At 65.7% G+C, this 20032-nt stretch carries 18 protein-coding genes; 11 read left to right on the top strand and 7 right to left on the bottom strand.

What is annotated here, in order from left to right:
* Positions 1-215: 215 nt before the first annotated feature.
* From CLM60_RS19130 to CLM60_RS19110, 5 genes are all read right to left on the bottom strand, one after another.
* Entirely contained in the window at positions 216-971 is a 756-nt protein-coding gene (locus CLM60_RS19130) for an iron ABC transporter ATP-binding protein (protein WP_095590661.1), read from the bottom strand.
* The gene (locus tag CLM60_RS19125; RefSeq protein ID WP_095590660.1) at positions 968-1918 is read right to left on the bottom strand and encodes an iron chelate uptake ABC transporter family permease subunit; all 951 of its coding nucleotides are present in this window, start codon (positions 1916-1918) and stop codon (positions 968-970) included. Before CLM60_RS19125 ends, CLM60_RS19130 begins: the two co-directional genes overlap by 4 nt.
* The gene (locus CLM60_RS19120; RefSeq protein WP_095590659.1) at positions 1915-2847 is read right to left on the bottom strand and encodes an iron chelate uptake ABC transporter family permease subunit; all 933 of its coding nucleotides are present in this window, start codon (positions 2845-2847) and stop codon (positions 1915-1917) included. The genes CLM60_RS19125 and CLM60_RS19120 overlap by 4 nt, the downstream gene beginning before the upstream one ends.
* 2 nt (positions 2848-2849) lie before the next feature.
* Positions 2850-3740 (bottom strand): siderophore ABC transporter substrate-binding protein, encoded by an 891-nt coding sequence (locus CLM60_RS19115; RefSeq protein ID WP_095590658.1) that lies wholly within the window; start codon positions 3738-3740, stop codon positions 2850-2852.
* 174 nt (positions 3741-3914) lie between these two features.
* Positions 3915-5846, bottom strand: a complete 1932-nt coding sequence (locus CLM60_RS19110; protein ID WP_095590657.1) for a TonB-dependent receptor domain-containing protein — start codon at positions 5844-5846, stop codon at positions 3915-3917.
* Between the two features lie 252 nt (positions 5847-6098).
* Between CLM60_RS19110 and CLM60_RS19105 the strand changes: the two genes are divergently transcribed.
* A complete protein-coding gene (locus CLM60_RS19105) occupies positions 6099-6383 on the top strand; it encodes a DUF2218 domain-containing protein (RefSeq protein ID WP_095590793.1) in 285 nt (94 codons plus the stop codon).
* Here CLM60_RS19105 and CLM60_RS19100 read toward each other — a convergent pair.
* Positions 6358-7269: a LysR family transcriptional regulator gene (locus tag CLM60_RS19100; RefSeq protein ID WP_095590656.1), complete on the bottom strand. Its 912-nt coding sequence runs from the start codon at positions 7267-7269 to the stop codon at positions 6358-6360. The genes CLM60_RS19105 and CLM60_RS19100 overlap by 26 nt on opposite strands.
* 112 nt (positions 7270-7381) lie before the next feature.
* Between CLM60_RS19100 and CLM60_RS19095 the strand changes: the two genes are divergently transcribed.
* From CLM60_RS19095 to CLM60_RS19070, 6 genes are all read left to right on the top strand, one after another.
* Positions 7382-8542: an ABC transporter ATP-binding protein gene (locus tag CLM60_RS19095; RefSeq protein WP_095590792.1), complete on the top strand. Its 1161-nt coding sequence runs from the start codon at positions 7382-7384 to the stop codon at positions 8540-8542.
* 1 nt (position 8543) lies between these two features.
* Positions 8544-9521, top strand: coding sequence for a carbohydrate ABC transporter permease (locus CLM60_RS19090; protein WP_095590655.1), 978 nt, complete (start codon positions 8544-8546; stop codon positions 9519-9521).
* On the top strand, positions 9518-10480 hold the full coding sequence (locus CLM60_RS19085; RefSeq protein ID WP_095590654.1) for a carbohydrate ABC transporter permease: 963 nt from the start codon (positions 9518-9520) through the stop codon (positions 10478-10480). The genes CLM60_RS19090 and CLM60_RS19085 overlap by 4 nt, the downstream gene beginning before the upstream one ends.
* Positions 10481-10592: 112 nt before the next feature.
* Positions 10593-11840 carry an ABC transporter substrate-binding protein gene (locus tag CLM60_RS19080; RefSeq protein WP_095590653.1) on the top strand — a complete coding sequence of 416 codons (1248 nt, stop codon included), beginning with the start codon at positions 10593-10595 and terminating at the stop codon, positions 11838-11840.
* Between the two features lie 60 nt (positions 11841-11900).
* The gene (locus tag CLM60_RS19075; RefSeq protein ID WP_095590652.1) at positions 11901-12731 is read left to right on the top strand and encodes a metallophosphoesterase; all 831 of its coding nucleotides are present in this window, start codon (positions 11901-11903) and stop codon (positions 12729-12731) included.
* 111 nt (positions 12732-12842) lie between these two features.
* Positions 12843-13610, top strand: coding sequence for a FadR/GntR family transcriptional regulator (locus tag CLM60_RS19070; protein WP_245848491.1), 768 nt, complete (start codon positions 12843-12845; stop codon positions 13608-13610).
* On the opposite strand, the gene CLM60_RS19065 is transcribed toward CLM60_RS19070, so the two are convergent.
* Complete coding sequence (locus tag CLM60_RS19065) at positions 13611-14282, bottom strand: DUF1028 domain-containing protein (RefSeq protein ID WP_095590651.1); 672 nt, start codon at positions 14280-14282, stop codon at positions 13611-13613.
* A 102-nt stretch (positions 14283-14384) separates the two neighbouring features.
* Between CLM60_RS19065 and CLM60_RS19060 the strand changes: the two genes are divergently transcribed.
* The 4 genes from CLM60_RS19060 to CLM60_RS19045 all read left to right on the top strand — a co-directional run bounded on the left by CLM60_RS19060 (position 14385) and on the right by CLM60_RS19045 (position 19821).
* A complete protein-coding gene (locus CLM60_RS19060; RefSeq protein WP_095590650.1) occupies positions 14385-15953 on the top strand; it encodes an ABC transporter substrate-binding protein in 1569 nt (522 codons plus the stop codon).
* 63 nt (positions 15954-16016) lie between these two features.
* Complete coding sequence (locus tag CLM60_RS19055) at positions 16017-16964, top strand: ABC transporter permease (protein WP_095590649.1); 948 nt, start codon at positions 16017-16019, stop codon at positions 16962-16964.
* Positions 16961-18844, top strand: coding sequence for a dipeptide/oligopeptide/nickel ABC transporter permease/ATP-binding protein (locus tag CLM60_RS19050; protein WP_095590648.1), 1884 nt, complete (start codon positions 16961-16963; stop codon positions 18842-18844). Before CLM60_RS19055 ends, CLM60_RS19050 begins: the two co-directional genes overlap by 4 nt.
* Positions 18841-19821: an ABC transporter ATP-binding protein gene (locus CLM60_RS19045; protein ID WP_095590647.1), complete on the top strand. Its 981-nt coding sequence runs from the start codon at positions 18841-18843 to the stop codon at positions 19819-19821. Before CLM60_RS19050 ends, CLM60_RS19045 begins: the two co-directional genes overlap by 4 nt.
* Positions 19822-20032: the final 211 nt, after the last annotated feature.

Below are 20032 nucleotides of genomic sequence, written 5' to 3'. Positions count from 1 at the left end.
GCGATGCGTCGTGATTTTTGGTTTGCGTCCTCCGGTTGTCCCTGTCAGCGTTCGCGCGCGATAAGGGTCTTGGCGGTTTTCCGCACGGAAAAGCCTTTGAGTAATTTTCCTCTCACTCAAGTTTTATTCCTTATAATGCTTGAAATCGGACGGGATTGCCGCCTATTTGAGCAGCTTTCGCCAAATAACAGGCCGATTGGCCGTGGCGGACGCTGCTATTGCGCAACGACCAGGGTGCGGCCCTTGTGCGGGATCGTGTCGAACGGGGTGTCGAAACAGTCCAGCAAGGTCGCGGGGGTCAGCACCTGTTGCGTCGGGCCCTGGGCCAAGACGCGGCTGTCTTTCATGGCGACGATGCGGTCGGCCCAGCGGGCGGCGGCGTTGATGTCATGGACGACGATCACGATGCTGCGCCCACGCGTGCGGGCCAGCCCGTCAAGCCGCGCCATCAGGTTGCGGGCATGGCGCGGGTCAAGCGCGTTCAGCGGTTCGTCCAGCAGGATCCAGGGCGTATCCTGGGCATAGGTCATCGCGACAAAGGCGCGTTGCCGCTGCCCCCCCGACAGGGTCTCAAGCGGCCGGTCGGCCAGCGCCGTCAGATCAAACGCCTCAAGCGCCTCGTCCACATGGCGGGCATCGTCCGGGCCCGGCCGCCCCTGGTGATGCGGCCAGCGGCCAAAGGCGACCAGTTCATGCACCCGCAGCCGTGACACGATGGCGGGCGATTGCTGCAACAGCGCGACCATGCGCGCGCGTGCCGTGTCATCGGCGCTGAACGGGTCCTGTCCGTCGATGCGCACGGTGCCGCCGGTCACCGGGGTCAGCCCGGCCAGGCAATGCAGCAGCGTGGACTTCCCCGCGCCGTTCGGGCCGATCAGCCCGGTGATGACGCCCGGTTCGATGCGCAGGCTGATGTCGTTCAGGATCTGCGTGTCGCCGATATGCAGATCCAGATGCGCGGTTTCGATCATGCCCGGGCCTTTCGCAATACAAGTACAAGAAACAGCAGCCCGCCAAAGAATTCGACCACCACCGCCAGGGTCGAGCCGCTGCGCAACAGCCGTTCGAACACGAACTGCCCGCAGACCAGGATCGCCGCCCCCATCAGCGCGGCGGCGGGGATCAGAACCGCGTGGCGGTGAGTGTTCATCCAGGCGCGCGCGAAACTGGCGCAGAGCAGGCCGAAAAAGGTGATCGGCCCCACCAGCGCGGTCGAGACCGAGACCATCGCCGAAACCAACAGCAGGCTGATCAGGATCAGCCGGTCATGGCGCAATCCCAGGCTGCGGGCGGTATCCCGGCCCAGGGCCGCCACATCCAGCGCGGCGGCATGGCGCATCGCGATGGCCAGCGCGGCGCCAAGCGTCAGCGCGCCGGCGATCAACTGGCCGCGGCCGACCTGTCCGAAACTGGCGAACATCGCCTGTTGCACCACGGCGAATTCCGACGGATCCAGCAGGCGCTGCACCATCGACGACAGCCCGCGCAGCAGCACGCCCAGGATCACGCCGGTCAGGATCATCCGCGTGATATCGGCAGCATCGCGCCGAAGCAGGGCGCCGAACAGCACCGTGGCGGCGATCATCAGCACGCCCGCCTCGGCCACGAACCGAAGCCCGTCCGGCAATTGCGCCACGCCCACCCCGCCCAGCGTCGCTACCAGCAGCGTCTGGGTCAGGACGAACAGCGCGTCAAACCCCACGATGCCCGGCGTCATCAGCGGGTTGCGCGCGATGGTCTGGAACAACACCGTGGCCGCCCCCGTGGCCGCGCCCACGCAGACCAGCGCCGCCAGCTTGATCGCCCGCAGCTCCAGGATGAACCCCACCGGTCCGCGCAGCCCCCAGAGCAGGAACGCCAGGCACAGCGCCGTCAGCGCACATGCCAGCCCGGTCAGCTTGATCGCGGTCGGGGTCATGCGCGCCTCGGGGCGGCATGCAGCAGCCACAGGAAGACGGCGGCGCCGAAGACGGCGATGACCGTGGCGGCGGGGATCTCGAACGGGTGGACGACCAGCCGCCCGATGATGTCGGCACTCAGCACCAGAACCGCCCCGCCAAAGGCGATCAGCGGCAGGTTGGCCCGCAGGTTGTCACCCCGCCAGCGCGACACCAGATTGGGCGCGACCAGCCCGACAAAAGGGAAATTGCCCACCGTCACCAGCACCAGCGCGGTCAGCGTCGCAACGATCACCAGCCCCAGCATGCGGGTCTGGCCATAGTTCAGCCCCAGCGCGCGCGCCTGTGTCCGGCCCAGCCCCAGGATCGTGATCCGATCGGCGATGCGATAAAGCCCCAGCGCCAGCGCGGCGATCACCCAAAGCCATTCATAGCGCCCCTGGGTCACCGCCGAAAACTCGCCCATCTGCCAGATGCCCAGGAACTGCATCAGATCCGCGGTCCAGGCCACATAGACGGTCATCGCGCCCAGGATGCCGCCATAGATCAGGCCGACAATCGGCAGCAGCATCGGGTCCTGCGGCGGCACGCGGCGGGCCAGCGCCAGAAACCCGGCCATGCCGATCAGCGCGCAGACCGCCGCGATCAGCATCTTGCCCGCAACCGCCAGCCCGGGCGCGATCAGCGTCACCGCCAACAGGCCCAGCATCGCGGCCTCGGGCGTGCCGGTCAGCGCGGGTTCGACCAGCCGGTTCTGCACCACCTGCTGCACGACCACACCGGCCAGCGCCAGCCCGGCCCCGGCCAGCAGGGCGGCGGCGGTGCGGGGGATGCGGCTGACCACAAGAAGCCAGCCGCCATCCCCATCAAACAGGGATGCCGCGCCAAGGCCCAGGCTTGCCAGGCACAGGCCCGCAAGCGCAACGCCGCAGATCAGCCAAAGCCGCAAGCTCAGCCCCCGACGGCGGCCGTCAGTTCGTCAAGCGTGCGCATGACCGACATCGCCCCGCCACCGGCGACATAGATCGGCGCCGCATCCAGATAGACAATCTGCCCCGATTGCGCCGCGCGGGTCTTTGCCACCAGCGGGTTGTCCAGGGTGGCCTGGGCCGCGCCCTCTTGCCCGATGGCGGCGCCCCGGTCGATGACGATCAGCCAGTCGGGGTCGGTTTGTTCGATGAACTCGAACGAGATCGCCTGGCCATGGGTTTCCGCCGCCAGCCCCTGTGCCGCCATCGGCAGGCCCAAATCGGTGTGCAGCCAGCCAAAGCGCGAGCCTTCGCCGAATGCGGAAATCTTGTTTCCGTTGGTCAGGACGATCAGCGCGTTGCCCTTGCCATGGACAGCCGCCCTTGCATCGCCGAGCTTCTGGTCCAGCGTGGCGGCAAGCGCGGTGGCGCGGTCCTCTTTGCCGAAGAGCGTGCCAAAGGCTGCGATGCGGGCGCGGGTCTGGTCCAGGATGCCGGTGCCCGCGATCGACATGTCGATCACCGGCGCCACGCGCGACAGCGGGTCGGCCAGTTCCGAACTGCGCGAACCGACCACGATCAGGTCGGGCGCCAGGATCGCCAGTTTCTCGTAATCGGGTTCGAACAGCGTGCCGACCGGCGCGGCATCCTGCGCCACGCTGTCCAGATAGCTGACATAAAGCGTCGCGGGCGCGCCCGTCACCGCGATATCAAGCGCGGTCATCGTGTCGATGGCCGCAACGTCATAGGCCGCAACCGTCTGCGGCGGCGCGGCCAGCGTGACGGCGCCGGTTGCGGTGGTGACGGTGATTTCGGCAAAGGTGGCTGTTGCGGCAAGGGCCACGATGCAGCCTGCGAAAAGGGCGGATTTCATGGTGGACGTCCCGATTCAGTTGAAAGAGCTGGCTGATCCGGAACGGAGTGGCTGTGGAAACTCTGTTCCTGATTAGGATGCGTGCGGGGGCGGGTGCAACCCCAATCTGGGACGCCTGCCGCCGGGGCCGTGGGGTTGCGGGGGCGGCACGGATCGCCGCCCCCGCGAGATCGCTCAGAAGCGGATCTTGGCCGTCAGGGCAAAGGTCCGGCCGGGCTCGGTCAGGGCGACGACATTGGTCGCATCCAGCCCGTCCGAGCTGCGCTTGGCATAGGTTTCGTCGAAGATGTTGCGGACATCGAACCGCACCTCGAGGTTTTCCATGCTGGGCGGGGTGTAGCTGACATAGGCGTTGAACACCTCGTAGCCGTCCAGCTCGATCTCGGTGTCGTCATTGTCCAGCGCCAGCTCGGCCGAGCCGCCGACCATCCAGCCGTTCTGCATGTCCCAGCCGGTTTCCAGCGCGAACAGATGCCCGATCGGACGGCCCAGGTAATAGGACGTGGTCGTGATCGTTTCGTCATCCAGATCGACATCGGCATAGGTATAGTTCAGCCGCGCGAAGCCGCGGTCGGTGCGATAGCCCAGCGATGCCTCATACCCGCGCGAGACGAGGTTCTGGGTCTCGGACCGGTCCGAGCCGAAGACGTTGTGGATATTGTCGACCTCGGTCCGGAAGACCGCGCCCGATGCCTGCCAGGTGCCATTGTCGAACCGCAGCCCGACCCGGCCCGCGCGCGCCCGCGCGGTGCCGAACCCGTCATAGGACCAGGGCGTGCGGAAATTGACCAGCGCGGCCTCGCCCAGCTCGTACCCGCCCCAGCTGGACGCGATACCGGCGTTGAAGGTCAGCGTGTCGGTCAGGATGACATCGACCGCGCCATTCACGCTGACACCGCTGTCATCGAAATCGCTGCCATCGGCGCCTTCGAAATCCTGCACGTCATAGCGCGCGCCATAGGACACCGAGACCCGGTCGCTGAGGTCCTGCCGCGCCTGTGCGAACAGGCCGACATTCTTGTGCGTTTCCTTGCCGCTGTCGCCGGTCGAGGCATCGCTTTCCGCGGTGTCGCGGAAAAAGTCGAGCCCGGCGGTCAGCGTGCCGTTGCCCAGCTGGAATTCGTTCTTGAACGTCCCGCTGAAGCTGGTGTTGGTCCCGACCGAGCCGATCACATCGACCTTCTGCTCGTTCCAGGTCAGCTGTACCTCGGGGGCGAACCAGCCCTCGGGGCGGGTGTTGCGATAGCTCAGCGTGTGCGAGGTGCGCCGCGCCAGCGCCTCGACCAGTTCACTGTCCAACCCGACGACGCTGGCAAAGTCGGGACGGATGAAGGTCAGCCCGCCGCGCGTCTGGCCGATGCGCTCGCCGGTATCCTCGGTCTTGGACGAGGCAAAGCTGAACCGGTGGCCCGTCGGGCTTTCATAGGCCAGCTTGGCGATATAGTCGGTCAGATCGGCGCCGGTGCCCTGGATCGTGGTGCCGTCGCCATCCTCGTAATCGTCGCTGTCGTGGCGGGTGCCGCTCAGCACGTATTCAAAGCCCCCCTGGCGGCCAAAGATCGACAGGGTCGACCGCAGGCCCCCGGCATTTGTATCCGTGCCCAGGGTCAACTGACCGCCGAAATCGTCGCCCGGTTCCAGCAGGTCGCCGGCATCCTTGGTCTCATATGCGATGGCCCCGGCCAGCGCGCCCGGACCGGCATCGGCGGGCGCCAGGCCCTTGCTGATCTCGACCTTCTTCAGCAGCGCGGGGTCGATCAGCACGTTGCCGGTGTGGTGAAACGCGCCCTTGTTCTGGCGCGCGCCGTCGATGGTGACCGACAGCTGGCTTTCCTCGATCCCGTTCACGATGACCTTTTGCGCGATGGCCGCGCCGCCGCTGACGGTGACCGAGCTTTCACCGACGAAGACATCGGCGACGGAGTTCGGGTTGCGCTGTTCGATCTCGTCCTCGGTGACGGTGTCGTTGCCCAGCAGCGCCTGCGCGTCGGCGGCTTCGATGCGGATGGTTCCCAGGTCGACCGGCGCGGCCTCTTGCGCCTGCGCAGCCGTCACGGTCAGACAGGATACGGCCATCAAAAGCCTGGTTTTGGTTGTCAGTGTCATGCTTTTCCCCAGCTAGGTATTCGGTTTTCGGCTGGAGAGCTGGTTCGGGGAACGGGCTGTCTGGCAGTGTCTCGTGCGGGCCCGGCCCGCAGGGATGGCGCGACCCTAGCGATGGTGACCGGCCGATCCAAGGGCACACGGGCGGGTCCGGGCCGCTATTTCGGGATGTGTGACAAAATCCGAGTGTTTTTGTTGCCTTTTTGTCAGCCGCACGGCACACAGGCCACGGATCAACCGCAACAGGGGAACGCGATGCCTGTCTCTCAGGGGCGATTCGAAACGCCCAATGCCTCGAAATACCTGCAGCAATTGTGCAAGCATTTCGCCCACAAGATCGAAGTTGAATACGACGCCAGCAAGGGGGTCTGTCAGTTCCCGATGGGCGTCGCCGTGATCGAGGCGGACGACACCGCCCTGACCGTGCGGCTGGATATCGACGATCCCGAGCGTGTGCCCGCCGGGCAAAGCGTGATCGACAAGCATCTGGAACGCTTCGCTTTTCGCGAGGATTTCACGACCATGACCTGGGACGGCTGACGGTTTCGCCAGCCCCCGGCGCCGGCTGCCCCGCCGCGGCGATAAAGGCTTCGACAAGCCGCAGCCGGGCCCGGTCCCGCGGCGCCACGATGGCCGTTTCGTGATAGCGGTCCAGCTCGACGATCGGAACCTCGACCAGATCGCGCGCGACCAGCCCGCTGTCGCTCAGGAAAATGGCCGTTCCCGCGCCTTGCAGCACCGCCTCGCACATCAGCGGAAAGCTTGCCATCCGGATGGTCCGCGCGAAATCGACGCCGTGCTTGCGGCGCGCCCGTGCCAGCACGCGTTCGGTCAGCGACCCGTGTTCGGGCAGGATGATCGTGTCCCGCGCCAGATCGCGCAGGTGGATGTCCGCCATTTGCGCGCTGTCCGACCCCGGCAGGACATAGGCGACATAGCGTGTCGCCTGAAGCGGCACCTTTTCCCAGCCCTCGACCTCGGGCGGGTCGGTGATCACCCCCACATCGGCGCGGCGGTCGCGCAGGATCCGGTGGGCGGTGGTCCAGTCGTGCAGGGCGAATTCGATGGTGACATCGGGAAAGGCGCGGCTGAACCGGCCGATGATCCGCAGCGCGGGCAGGGGGGCGTTGGCGATGATCTGCAGGTGGCCGCGCTCCATGGTCTCGAACCCTTCGACGCGCTCGGCAATCGCGGCGTCCAGCGCCACCAGCCGGTCGGCCAGGTCATAGAATTCCTGGCCCGTGCGCGTCAGCGATACCCCCTCGCGGGTGCGCAGCAGCAGCGGCGTGCCCACCTGCCGTTCCAGCTTTGCCACATGCTGGGTGATGGTCGACTGCGTGACGCCCAGACGCGCCGCCGCGCCCGAGAAGCTGCCTTCGCGCACGACATAGGCAAAGGCGATGAACTGATGATGATTTGGTCGCATTCTGTCGGGTCCTTCCGGCGAAAGGATAGCGGCCATTAATCTCACTAATATGTCGTCACAAAACTGAAAGCCCGCCCCCTTAGATGACCACCTGACCAGCAGGAGAATCATGATGGCCGGGCTGAGCATCGACAAGATCACCAAGCGCTTCGGCGAGACCGAGGTTCTGCGACAGGTGTCGCTGGACATTGCCGATGGCGAGTTCGTTTCGCTGGTGGGGCCGTCTGGCTGCGGCAAGTCCACGCTGTTGCGCATCGTTGCGGGGCTGGAAACCCAATGCGCGGGCGATATCCGCATTGGTGGCCAGTCGGTGGCGGGGCTGCGCGCCGCGGATCGCAATCTGTCGATGGTGTTTCAGTCCTATGCGCTTTATCCGCATCTGAGCGTTGGCCAGAACATCGCTGTCCCGCTCAGGATGCGCCGGTTGCGCGGGATGCAGCGCCTGCCGGTTCTGGGCCGGTTCATGCCCGGCGCGCGGGCGCTGGCGCGCGACATCGACCAAGAAGTCGACCGCGCCGCGCAGATGCTGGAAATCGGCCATCTGCTGCACCGCAAACCCGGGCAGCTTTCCGGCGGCCAGCGCCAGCGTGTCGCGCTGGGCCGGGCGCTGGTGCGTGATCCGGCGGCCTTTCTGCTGGACGAGCCGCTGTCGAACCTGGACGCCAAACTGCGGGTCCAGACCCGGACCGAGATCGCCGAGCTGCACCGCCGGCTGGCGGCGACCTTCATCTATGTCACCCATGACCAGGTCGAGGCGATGACCATGTCCGACCGGATCGCGGTGATGATGGGGGGCCGGATCCTGCAATGCGCCGCCCCGCATGTGGTCTATGACGACCCCGACACGATCGAGGTTGCCGAATTCATCGGGTCGCCCAAAATCAACATCCTGCCGGTCGAGCTGGACGGCGACGGGCGGGTCAGCCTGTTGGACCGCGATCTGGGGCTGGTGGCGCGGAACGCGCCAAGGGGCGGCGCCTCGCTGGGGCTGAGGCCCGAGGCGCTGCGTCTGGCGTCCGGCGGCGACGCGCCGCTACGCGGCCATGTCGCCCATATCGAGAACCTGGGATCAGAGCTTTTCGCCCAGGTCGAGGTGCCGGGGCTGGGCCGGCGTGTCACCCTGCGGGCCGCGGCGCAGCAACGCGCTGCGCTGGGCCTGGGAACGCCGGTGGGGTTGTCATTCGACCGCGAACTGGCGTTGCTCTTCGACGCGTCGGGCGCACGTCTGCGCGGGATCACGCGCGCCGCCCCCGCCCGGGTCGAGGTGGCCTGAGATGGTCGCGACGCATCCCGCCCCGCCCCACGTCGCCGCCGCCCCGGACCACGTGGCGCGGCGCCATCGCACCGCATGGGTTCTGACCGCCCCGGCGCTGGTTCTGATGATCGTCATCCTGCTGGCGCCGGTGGTGATCGCGACCGCGCTGTCCTTCAGCAACTATTCGCTGGGCAATTCCGGCTTCGATTGGGTGGGCGCCCGCAACTATGAAAAGCTTTTCACCCGAAGCACTTACGCCAAGATGTTCATCGCCACACTGACCTATGTGGCGACGGTGGTGCCGATCTCGGTCGGGCTGGGTCTGGGCGCGGCCTTGCTGATCAATACGCTGGGCCGGTTCCGCGAGGTCTATAAGACGATCTATTTCCTGCCGGTGATGGCCACGCTTCTGGCGATGGCGATTGCCTGGGAATTCATGCTGCACCCGTCGATCGGGATGATCAACCGCACGCTGGAAATGGGCTGTGGCACGGTGCTGGAGCGGCTCTGGCCGTTCCTGTCGACCGGCTGCGCCGACGGGTTCCCGGTCTGGCTGGGCGACAAGCGCTATGCGATCTGGGTGATCTGCTTCATCGGCATCTGGCAGGGGTTCGGCTTCAACATGGTGCTGTACCTGGCCGGGCTGACTGCCGTGCACCGCGAGTTGTACCACGCCGCCGAAATCGACGGCGCGAAATCGGGCTGGGACCGGTTCCGCCTGGTCACCTGGCCCGCGCTGGGGCCGACGACCGTGTTCGTGGTGACCATCAGCTGCATCCGCGCGTTTCAGGTCTTTGACACGGTCGAGGCCTTCTGGCCGCAGGGCGGGGGGCCGAACAAATCGACCTATGTCATGATGTTCGCCATTTTCGAAAAGGGCGTGCAGCAGAACCTGATCGGCATCGGGTCGGCGATCACGGTGCTGTTCCTGATCTTCGTCATGTTCCTGACCCTGATCCAGCGCTGGCTGGTCGAACGAAAGGTGCATTACGGATGACGCGCGACTGGTGGAAACATCTGATCCTGATCCTGGGCGCCATAGTCGTCATCGCGCCCTTCTACATGATGGTCAGCTATTCGTTCAAAAGCCCGGGCGAGATCGACCGGGGCGAGGGGGGCTTTTTCGGTCGTCAGGAGATGATGGTGGATGAACGCTGCGTGAAGCTGCGCGATCCCAACCGCGATGACATCGCCGCCGCCGCGCCGCGCTTTGCCGGGCTGGACGACAACGGCATCCGCGCCGCCCTGGTGGCCGAGGCCGAGGCCGATTGTTCCCTGCGCCCGGTCGTCTTCAATTACAAAAGCGCGTTCACCCAGGCGCCCTTGCTGCGCTATCTGTTGAACGGGGTGCTGGTGACCGCGTCGATCTTCGTGATCCAGGCGGTCGTGGCGCTGCCTGCGGCCTATGCCCTGGCCAAGCTGCGGTTTTGGGGGCGCGAGGCGGTCTTTGCGCTGGTGCTGTTCTGCCTGCTGATCCCCGTTCATGCCATTGCCCTGCCTTTGTACATCATGCTGGCCAAGCTGGGGCTGACCAACACCTATGCCGCGCTGGTGGTGCCCTGGACGATCAGCGTGTTCGGCATCTTCCTGATGCGGCAATTCTTCATGACCGTGCCCGACGACCTGATCGACGCCGCCCGCATGGACGGGATGGGCGAGCTTGCCATCGTCTGGCGGGTGATGCTGCCCACCGCGATCCCGGCGCTGATGGCGTTCGCGATCTTTTCGGTGGTGGCGCATTGGAACGACTATTTCTGGCCGCGCATCGTGGTGACGGGCAACCGCGACCTGTTCACCCCACCGCTGGGCCTGCGCGAGTTCAAGGGCGATGGCGATGGCAGCTTCTTCGGCCCGATGATGGCCACCGCCACGGTGATCGTCACGCCGCTGATCGTGGCCTTCATCCTGGCGCAGAAACGCTTTGTCGAAGGGATCACGCTGAACGGCATGAAATGAGCGCGGGGGGCGCCAAGCCCCCCGCAACCGAAATCCCACAAGGGATGAACCCCCGGAGCCGCCTGTCTGCAAACATCCCGGCTCCAAGATCCGGCAAGAGAGGACATCTCCCATGAAACTGACCGCCACCGCAACGGCCCTGGCGCTGAGCGCGACGGCCGTCTTCGCCGAAGACACCGTCACCATCGAATTCGCCTATCCCTATAGCCACCTGTTCGATGTCACCTACGAGGCGATGATGCCCGCTTTCAAGGCCGCGCATCCCGATATCGAGGTCAAGTTCCGCGCCACCTATGAAAGCTATGAAGACGGCACCAACACCATCCTGCGCGAGGCCGTTTCGGGCAACCTGCCCGATGTCACCATGCAGGGCCTGAACCGCCAGCAGATTCTGGTCGACAAGGGCATCGCCAAATCGCTGGAACCCTTCATCGCCAAGGAAGACGCGTTCGAAAAAGAAGGCTATCATCAGGCGATGCTGTCGCTGTCGACCTTTGACGGCGCGGTGCATGGCCTGCCGTTTTCGGTCTCGCTGCCCGTGGGCTATTACAACATGGATATCCTGGAGGCCGGCGGGATCGACACCCTGCCTACCACCTGGGACGAGGTGATCGGCGCCTGCGAGTCCATGAAGGCCAACGGCATCGACAACCCGGTCTTCTGGGGTTGGAACATCACCGGTAACTGGTTCGTCCAGGCGTTGATGTGGAGCCAGGACAAGGCGATCGTCGAAAACGGCCAGGTCACTCTGGACAGCCCCGAGGCGCTGGCCGCGCTGGAACAGATGCAGGAAATCTTCACCAAATGCGAGATGAAGAACCTGGAATGGAAAGCCGCGCTGGCGTCGTTCTCGGCCGGTGAGATCGGGATGATGTTCTGGTCGACCTCGGCGCTGGGCGCGGTGGAACGCAGCCAGGGCGATTTCGAACTGGTCACGGGGCCGTTCCCGGGCATGGGCGAAACCCCCAGGGGCCTGCCCGCGGGCGGGAACGCGGCGATGCTGACCTCGACCTCGGACGATCCGAAGGTTCAGGAAGCCGCCTGGGCCTGGCTGAAATTCATCACCAGCGGCGAAGGCGCGGCCGAGGTCGCCAAGACAACCGGCTACATGCCGCCGAACAAGGCCGCGAACGAGGTGATCCTGGCCGATTTCTATGACCAGAACCCCAACAAGCAGACGGCGGTCGACCAGTTGCCGCTGCTGCGCGACTGGCAGGCCTATCCGGGCGATAACGGGCTGGCGATCACCCAGGTGATCTATGACGGGATCGAACGCATCGTCACCGGCGACGCGACCGACATGAAAGAGCTGCAGCAAGAGATGGTCGAAGAAGTGGCCGATCTGCTGCCCAACGGCTGACACGACCGGTCGGCTGCGCGGAGCGTTTCGCGCAGCCGACCCCGCAGGCAAGGCAAGGCCATGAAGATCATTCACATCTCGGACATTCACCTGACGATCCCCGGCGAGGCCATGGGCGGGCTGGACCCGCATGCACGGTTTGCACGCGCGCTTAGCGACATTTGCGTACATCACGTCGATGCCGCGCGGGTCATCATCACCGGCGATCTGGCGCATTGGGGCGAACGGGCGGCCTATGCCGCGCTGCGCGACGCGGTTGCCGATCTGCCGATGCCGGTACGCCTGATGATCGGCAATCACGATGACCGCGCCACGTTCCGCGCGGTTTTCGACACTCACCCCGCCGATGCCAGCGGGTTCATAAATCACGCCGAGACCATCGATGGCGTGCGTTTCATCTATCTAGACACGGTCGGGACGCGGACCCATGCGGGCCATTTCTGTGCCGCGCGGCGCGACTGGCTTCGGGCAGAGCTGGCGCAATGCCAGAAGGCGCGACTGTTCCTGCATCACAACCCGATGCTTGTGGGTCTACCGGCCGAGGACCGGATCGCCATGGTCGCGCAGGACCGCGCGCCGTTTCGCGCGCTGATCGCGGAACATGCGGACAAGATCGGCTATATCCATTTCGGGCATGTGCATGCGCCGATCCATGGCCGCTATGCCGGGGTGCAATTTGCCAGCGTGCCATCGACGGGCAACCAGTCGATCCCCGATCTGGCCGAGGCCGAATTGCTGAAGGGCGCGCCGATGGCCCCGGCCTATTTCGTGCTGCTGATCGATGGCGACGATACGGTGATCCACCAGATCCCGTTCGATTGGGACGGGCCCGTCATGACCGCCGGTACCGGCTGGGACGATTGGGCCAAGCCCGCCGCGATGGCGGAATAGCGGGCGGCGGGTCGGGCCGGGGTTGGGGAAGTCGGCCTTGAATTTATCATGATCGATATGTTTCCCTGCGGGACAAGCCCAGAAACCGTTCCGCAGACCGGGATCATCCGCATGACCACAGGCCCATCGCATCCCCCCCGGGGCGCCGCACGGCGCTCGCGCCCGTTGCGGGTGGCCGATGCGATCAAGGACTGGGTGGTGGAACGCGGCTTGCAACCGGGCGACCGCCTGCCGGGCGAGGCAGAGCTGATCGAACGGTTCGGCATGTCCAAGGGCACCATCCGCGAGGCGATGCGCCTGTTACAGGCCCAAGGTCTGGTCGAGACCAAGACCGGCCCGGGCGGCGGCAGCTTCGTCGGCGCGGTCTCGCGCGAGCGGGCAGGGGCGTTGCTGGCCAACTATTTCTATTTCCGCGACGTGACCATCGCCGACATCTATCAGGTGCGGATCGCGCTGGAACCGGAGCTGGCCGCCAGCCTGGCCGGCAACCTGACCGAGGCGCAGCTGGCCGAGCTGGAAGCCATCATGCAGGATTACGCTCACGCCGCCGCCGATGCCGAGGAAGAACGCCGCCAGCATGTTGCGTCGCTGCGGTTTCATGCGCGGCTGTCGGATTTCGGCAGCAACGCGCTGCTGGGGTTCTGCGTCAGCTTCATGGCGCAGATTCTGACCGATCTGACGGTCTACAAGCGGCTTTATGCGACACCGAACCACGCGCTTTGGAAACGCGGGCGCAGCCACCAGTCGGATCTGATCGCGGCGCTGCGTCAGGGCGATGCGGAACGGGCGCGCGCGGTCATGAAAAGCCACATGGAGATGGCGCGCAGCCTGATGGACGCGCAAGAGGCCGAGGTGATGAAACGCTTCATCGCCGAATGATCACGTCGCGAACGGCTTGGCCCGCGTCGGATCGTCCAGCGTCGGCACATGGGCGGTCCAGCGGGCATAGTCCCCCTGGGTCGCGCGCCGGTGCAGATCGGACAGCGCGCTGAGCGGGGTATCGGAATGATCGATCCGCAGGGTCAGCGGCGGGCGATCCCGCGCCACCACCAGAAGCGCGGCCGATAACAGACCGCGCCTGTCCCCCCCGGCATGTGCCGCCGCATCAAGCGCCGCCAGAAGCCGCAGATCCAGCGCCCCCTCGGCCGCTTGAAAACCGGCAAGGCATGCCTCCAGTACCTTGTCCGAGGCCAACAGGTTTCCCGCCACCACCACATGCGTGGCCGACCGCGTGCCCGCCGCACCCAGGCTGTTCTGCCCGGTGAACGCGCCGGTGCCGCCCGTCGGGTCCAGCGCCGACAGCTGCCGTTCGGCCCGGCCGGGATCGGCCGCAACCACCGTATCGACCGCGACCGCCGCGCTGTCGCCGCCGCGCATGCGCGCCAGCACGTCGGTGCCCCAAAATGTGCTGGGCAGCGATCCCTGAGACGCCGACACCCCCGATTCGGCATCCCCGCGCAGCACCCAGCCCCCCACGCACAGGCTTCCGGTCGTCGCGGCGCCGCCGTATGTGCTCGTTTTTTCGTCAAAAGCCAGGATCGAAATCGTCATCACCGTCTCCGAACAGTCTCGGGCTTGAATTTATCATGAGAATTTGGCCTGATGCAATTTATCATGATAAATTAGATTTGACGCAGCAGAGAGGAAACCGCCATGTCGCTCTTTACCGTCACCCGCCGGGGGCTGCTGGCCGCTGGCGCCGCGCTGGCTTTGACAACAATGGGGGCCACGGCGCAAACCCCGCCGGGCGTCCTGATCGTGGGGCAGATCGCCGAGCCCAAGGCGCTGGATCCCGCCGCCGTGACGGCGGTCAACGATTTCCGTATCCTGATGAATGTCTATGACGGGCTGGTGCGTTACCAGGACGGCACGCTTCAGGTCGAACCGGCGCTGGCGACAAGCTGGGACATCAGCGAGGATGGCACCGTCTATACCTTTGCGCTGCGCCCGGGGGTGAAGTTCCACGACGGGTCCGATTTCAACGCCCAGGCGGTCAAGTTCAACTTCGACCGGATGCTGAACGAGGATCACCCGTTCCACGACACCGGCCCGTTCCCGCTGGCCTTCTTCTTCTCGGCCATTCAGACGACCGAGGTGGTCGATGACCTGACCGTGCGGTTCACCCTGAACGCGCCCTATGCGCCCTTTCTGTCGAACCTGGCCTATCCCACGGGCCTGATCGTGTCGCCCGCCGCGGTGGAAGCCCATGGCGCCGATTTCGGGCGCAACCCGTCGGGCACCGGGCCGTTCACCTTTGCCGAATGGCGGTCGAACGAAGCGGTGGTGATCGAGGCGAACCCCGATTACTGGGATGGCGCGCCGGAATTGCAGGCCGTGGCCTTTCGCCCGATCACCGATGCCAACACCCGCACCGCCGAAATGCTGGCCGGTGGCATCGACCTGATGGTCGAGGTTCCGCCGGTCGCGCTGTCGGAATTCCAGGGCGAGCGTTATACCGTGCATGAACAGGCCGGGCCGCATGTCTGGTTCCTGATCCTGAATGCCAAGGAAGGACCGTTCAGCGATGTCCGCGTCCGTCAGGCGGCGAATTACGCCGTCAACAAAGAGGCGCTGGTGAACGAGGTTCTGGAAGGCACCGCCGAGGTCGCCGCTGGCCCCACGCCGCCCGCCTTTGCCTGGGCCTATAATTCCGATCTGGCGCCCTATCCCTATGACCCCGACAAGGCGCGCGCCCTGATCGCCGAGGCTGGCGCCGAAGGGGCCGAGCTGACCTTTTACGTGACCGAGGGCGGATCGGGCATGCTGGACCCGATCGCGATGGGCACCGCGATCCAGGCCGACCTACAGGCGGTGGGGTTCGACGTGAAGATCGAGACCTATGAATGGAACACCTTCCTGGGCGAGGTGAACCCGGGCCTTGAGGGCAAGGCCGACATGGCCGAGATGGCGTGGATGACCAACGATCCCGATACGCTGCCGTTCCTGGCCCTGCGTACGGGCGCCTGGCCGGAAGAGGGCGGCTTCAACTCGGGCTATTATTCCAACCCCCAGGTCGACGCGCTTCTGGAAGCGGCCCGCGTCGCCACCGACCAGGACGAACGCGCCGTGCTGTACCGCGAGATGCAGGCCATCGTGCAGGAAGACGCCCCGTGGGTCTTTGTCGCCAACTGGAAGCAGAACGCCGTGACCAGCGACCGGGTCGAAAACTTTGCGTTGCAGCCGTCGTTCTTCCTGTTGCTGGACGACGTGGTCAAGAACTGAACCCGGGGTGCCGGGGCTGGCTGAACCGCCCGCCCCGGCCCGCAACCAGCCAAGGGGGCATCGGTGACCGGTTACATCCTCAAACGGCTTCTTTCGGCGGTTCCGGTCCTGATCGGCATCACGGTGATTGTCTTTCTGATTATGGCGCTGATCCCGGGCGACCCGGCGACCGCCATCCTGGGCAGCTATGCCACACCCGAAAACGTCGCCAAGCTGAACCGCGATCTGGGCTTGGACAAGCCGCTGGTGCAGCAATATTTCATCTGGCTGGGCAATATGCTGCAGGGCGATTTCGGCACGTCCTTTGCGCTGAACCGGCCGGTGCTGGACGAGGTGCTTGAACGGTTCGGCGCCACGCTGGTGCTGGCGGGCACGGCGTTTGTTCTGTGCGCGGTGCTGGGTGTCGCGGCGGGCGTGGTGTCGGCCGCCAACCAGTACGGGCTGGCAGATAAGGCGATCACATTCGCGGTGCTTCTGGGCATTTCGATCCCGTCCTTCTTTCTGGGCATGATGATGATCCTGCTTTTTGCGGTGAACCTGCGCTGGTTCCCGGTTTCGGGGATGTGGCCGATCTATGGCGCGCGCAGCCTGTCGGTGCTGCTGACCCATCTGGCAATGCCGGCCTTTGCGCTGGCGGTGGTGGCGACGGGGGTGGTGGCCCGGCTGTCGCGGTCGGCCATGCTGGAAGTGCTGCGCCAGGATTTCATCCGCACCGCGCGCGCCAAGGGTGTGAGCGAACGCGGGGTGATCTGGCGCCATGCGCTCAAGGCCGCGATGGTCGCGATCATTCCGGTGCTGGGGATCCAGGCGGGCTTCGTGCTGTCCGGCGCGGTCTATATCGAGATGGTGTTCCAGTGGCCCGGCGTGGGGCGGATGCTGGTCGACGCCATCCTTAAACGCGACATCCTGCTGGTACAGGGCGGGGTGGTGCTGGTGGCGGCGTGTTACGTGCTGTTCAACATCGCGGTCGATGTCGCGCAAAGCCTGCTTGACCCAAGGATCAAGACATGACGGCCTTTGTCGCGCTTCTGGCCCGCAACCGGCTGGCGCTGGCCGGGGGCGTCGTGCTGGTCTGTGTGGTGCTGCTGGCGCTGGCGGTGCCGGTGCTGCCGCTGGCCGATCCCGATGTCACGAACACCGCGCAACGGTTCCAGCCGCCCCTTTCACCGGGCGCGCTGCTGGGCACCGATCATCTGGGCCGGGATCTGCTGTCGCGGCTTTTGTGGGGCACGCGCCTGTCGCTGGCCGTGGGCTTTGCCGCCGCGATCGCCGCCGCAACCATCGGCGCGGCCATCGGGATCGTGGCGGGGTTCTATGGCGGGCGGACCGACAACATCATCATGCGCGGCGTCGATATGCTGATGGCGTTTCCCTATATCCTGCTGGCGCTGGCCATCGTCGCCGCGCTGGGTCCGGGATTGTTCAACGCCCTGATCGCCGTGGCGGCGGTCAATGTGCCGTTCTTCGCCCGCAACATCCGGGGCATCACCGTGGGCATCGCGCACAAGGAATTCGTCGATGCCGCCCGTCTGGCCGGGCTGTCGAACCGCCGGATCATCCTGTCCGAGATCCTGCCCAACGTGATCCCGGTCATTGTCATCGCGATGTCGACCACCATCGGCTGGATGATCCTGGAAACCGCTGGCCTGTCCTTTCTGGGGCTGGGGTCGCAACCGCCGCAGGCCGATCTGGGCTCGATGCTGGGCGAGGCGCGCTCGGCGCTGATCACCAATCCGCATACCTCCATCGTGCCGGGGGTGATGATCCTGATCATCGTCATGTCGATAAACCTGCTGGGCGACGGGGTGCGCGACGCGCTGGACCCGCGCCTGAAATCCGGCGCGCTGTCGCGCCCGATGGCCGCCACGCGGGTTGACCGGGCGCAGACACCGCCGCCGCCCAGCGGCGCGGGCCTGCTGGAGGTCGCGGCGCTGGAAACCCAGTTTCACGTCCGCAACCGCGTTTATCGCGCCGTCGGCGGTGTCGATCTGCATGTCCGCAAGGGCGAATGTCTGGGCATCATCGGCGAAAGCGGTTCGGGCAAATCCGTCACCGCGCTGTCGATCATGGGGCTGGTCGCCTCGCCCCCCGGGGTCATCACCGGCGGCGCGGCCTATTACGACGGTCACGACCTGATCGGTGCGCCCTATGGGCGGTTGCGCGACATTCGCGGGCGGTCTGTATCCTATATCTTTCAGGACCCGCTTTCGACGCTGCATCCGCTGTACCGCGTCGGCGATCAGCTGATCGAGGCGATCCGCGCCCACCGGCCCATCGGTCGCGCGGCGGGGCGGGCCAAGGCGGTGGAGCTGCTGCGTGCGGTGCGCATTCCCAACCCCGAGAAGCGCATCACCGATTTCCCGCATGAGATGTCGGGCGGCATGCGGCAACGTGTGGGGATCGCCATGGCGCTGGCCAACGATCCCGATGTGATCATCGCCGACGAGCCCACCACCGCGCTGGACGTGACGGTTCAGGCGCAGGTGCTGACGATCCTGGACGACCTGCGCCGGTCGCGCGGCCTGGCGATCATCTTCATCACCCATGATTTCGGCGTGGTCGCGCAGCTGTGTGACCGTGTGGGCGTGATGTATGCGGGCCGGATCGTCGAAGAGGGGCTGACCTCGGACATCCTGCGTGCCCCGCGCCACCCCTATACCGCGCGGCTGATGGCCTGCGTGCCCGAACTGGGCGCGGGCAAGCGGCGGCTCGAGGCGATCCCGGGCCTGCCCCCGGTGGTCGACAACCTGCCGCAGGGCTGCGCCTTTGCCGACCGCTGCCAGCAGGTGCAAGCGGCCTGCCGCCGCGCGGGTATCCCGCTGGAGCGGCATGGCACCCACGCGGTCCGGTGCCTCTATCCGGTGCCCCAAAGCCAGGAGGCCACGCCATGACGGATGCGCTGAAGCTGACGGATCTGTCCAAGACCTTTGGCGTGGGCCGGTCGCTTCTGGGGCGGCGGACCGGTGCGGTCCGGGCGGTTCATCCGATCACGCTGTCGGTGCCGCAGGGGCAGACATTGGGCATCGTGGGGGAATCGGGCTGCGGAAAGTCGACGCTGGCCCGGATGCTGGTGGGGTTGCTGGAGCCCACGACCGGCCGGATCGAAATCGACGGCGCGGTTCTGGACAATGCCGACCCCGCCGATTTCGGCAAGCGCATCCAATACGTGTTTCAGGACCCGATCGCGTCGCTGAACCCGCGCAAGACCATCCGTCAGATCATGGAGGCGCCGCTGAAGCGGCTGCACCGCATGTCCGCGGCGGATCGGCGCCAGCGTATATTGGAGATCTTCGAAAGCGTGAACCTGCGGCCGGAATTCCTGGACCGGTACCCGCATGAATTCTCGGGCGGGCAGGCGCAGCGGATCGGAATCGCCCGGACGTTGGCGGCCAATGCGCGCATCCTGATTCTGGACGAGCCGGTCTCGGCGCTGGATGTTTCGGTGCAGGCGCAGGTGCTGAATCTGCTGGCGGATCTCAGGACGGAATTCGACCTGACCTATCTGTTCATCAGCCACGACCTTGCGGTGGTCGAGGCCGTCAGCGACCGGATCGCGGTGCTGTATTTCGGCTCGGTCGTCGAAATCGGCCCGGCGGCACAGATCTTCGCGGCGCCCAAACACCCCTATACCCGGTTGCTGGCCGACAGCGCGCCGGTGGTCGGCCGACCCCTTGTCGCGCCCGAGGCCGAGGGCGCCGAGCTGCCCGATCCGCTGAACCCGCCGCGCGGTTGCGCCTTTGCCGCGCGCTGCCCCAGGGCGGTGGATCAGTGCCGGACACAGGTGCCACGCCTGTCCCCGGCGGGCGCTGGGGCCGAAGTGGCATGTTTCCGCCCAGTCAACGTGCCGGAACACCCTATGTCCCGTTAACTAAAACGAAAAATGCTCTGGCGTCGTGGGGCGCGCATGCCGGATCCGCGCAGGATCGGTCACAAACTCGCGAAAATGTCAGAACAAAGTGGCAGTCTTGCCACATTCTGCATTTGCACAAAATATTGCATTCGTTAAAGTGAATGAAATCTTTCGAAGAATCCGTTTAACGGTCGTTCCGCTCTCGTCTTGAATAGTGTCGTAAAATGAT

The sequence above is a fragment of the Actibacterium ureilyticum genome (assembly GCF_002285435.1).
GTDB classification, from domain to species: domain Bacteria; phylum Pseudomonadota; class Alphaproteobacteria; order Rhodobacterales; family Rhodobacteraceae; genus Actibacterium_C; species Actibacterium_C ureilyticum.
Note: the sequence above shows the minus strand (reverse complement) of the source record. Positions and strands in the feature narration are given on the sequence as shown.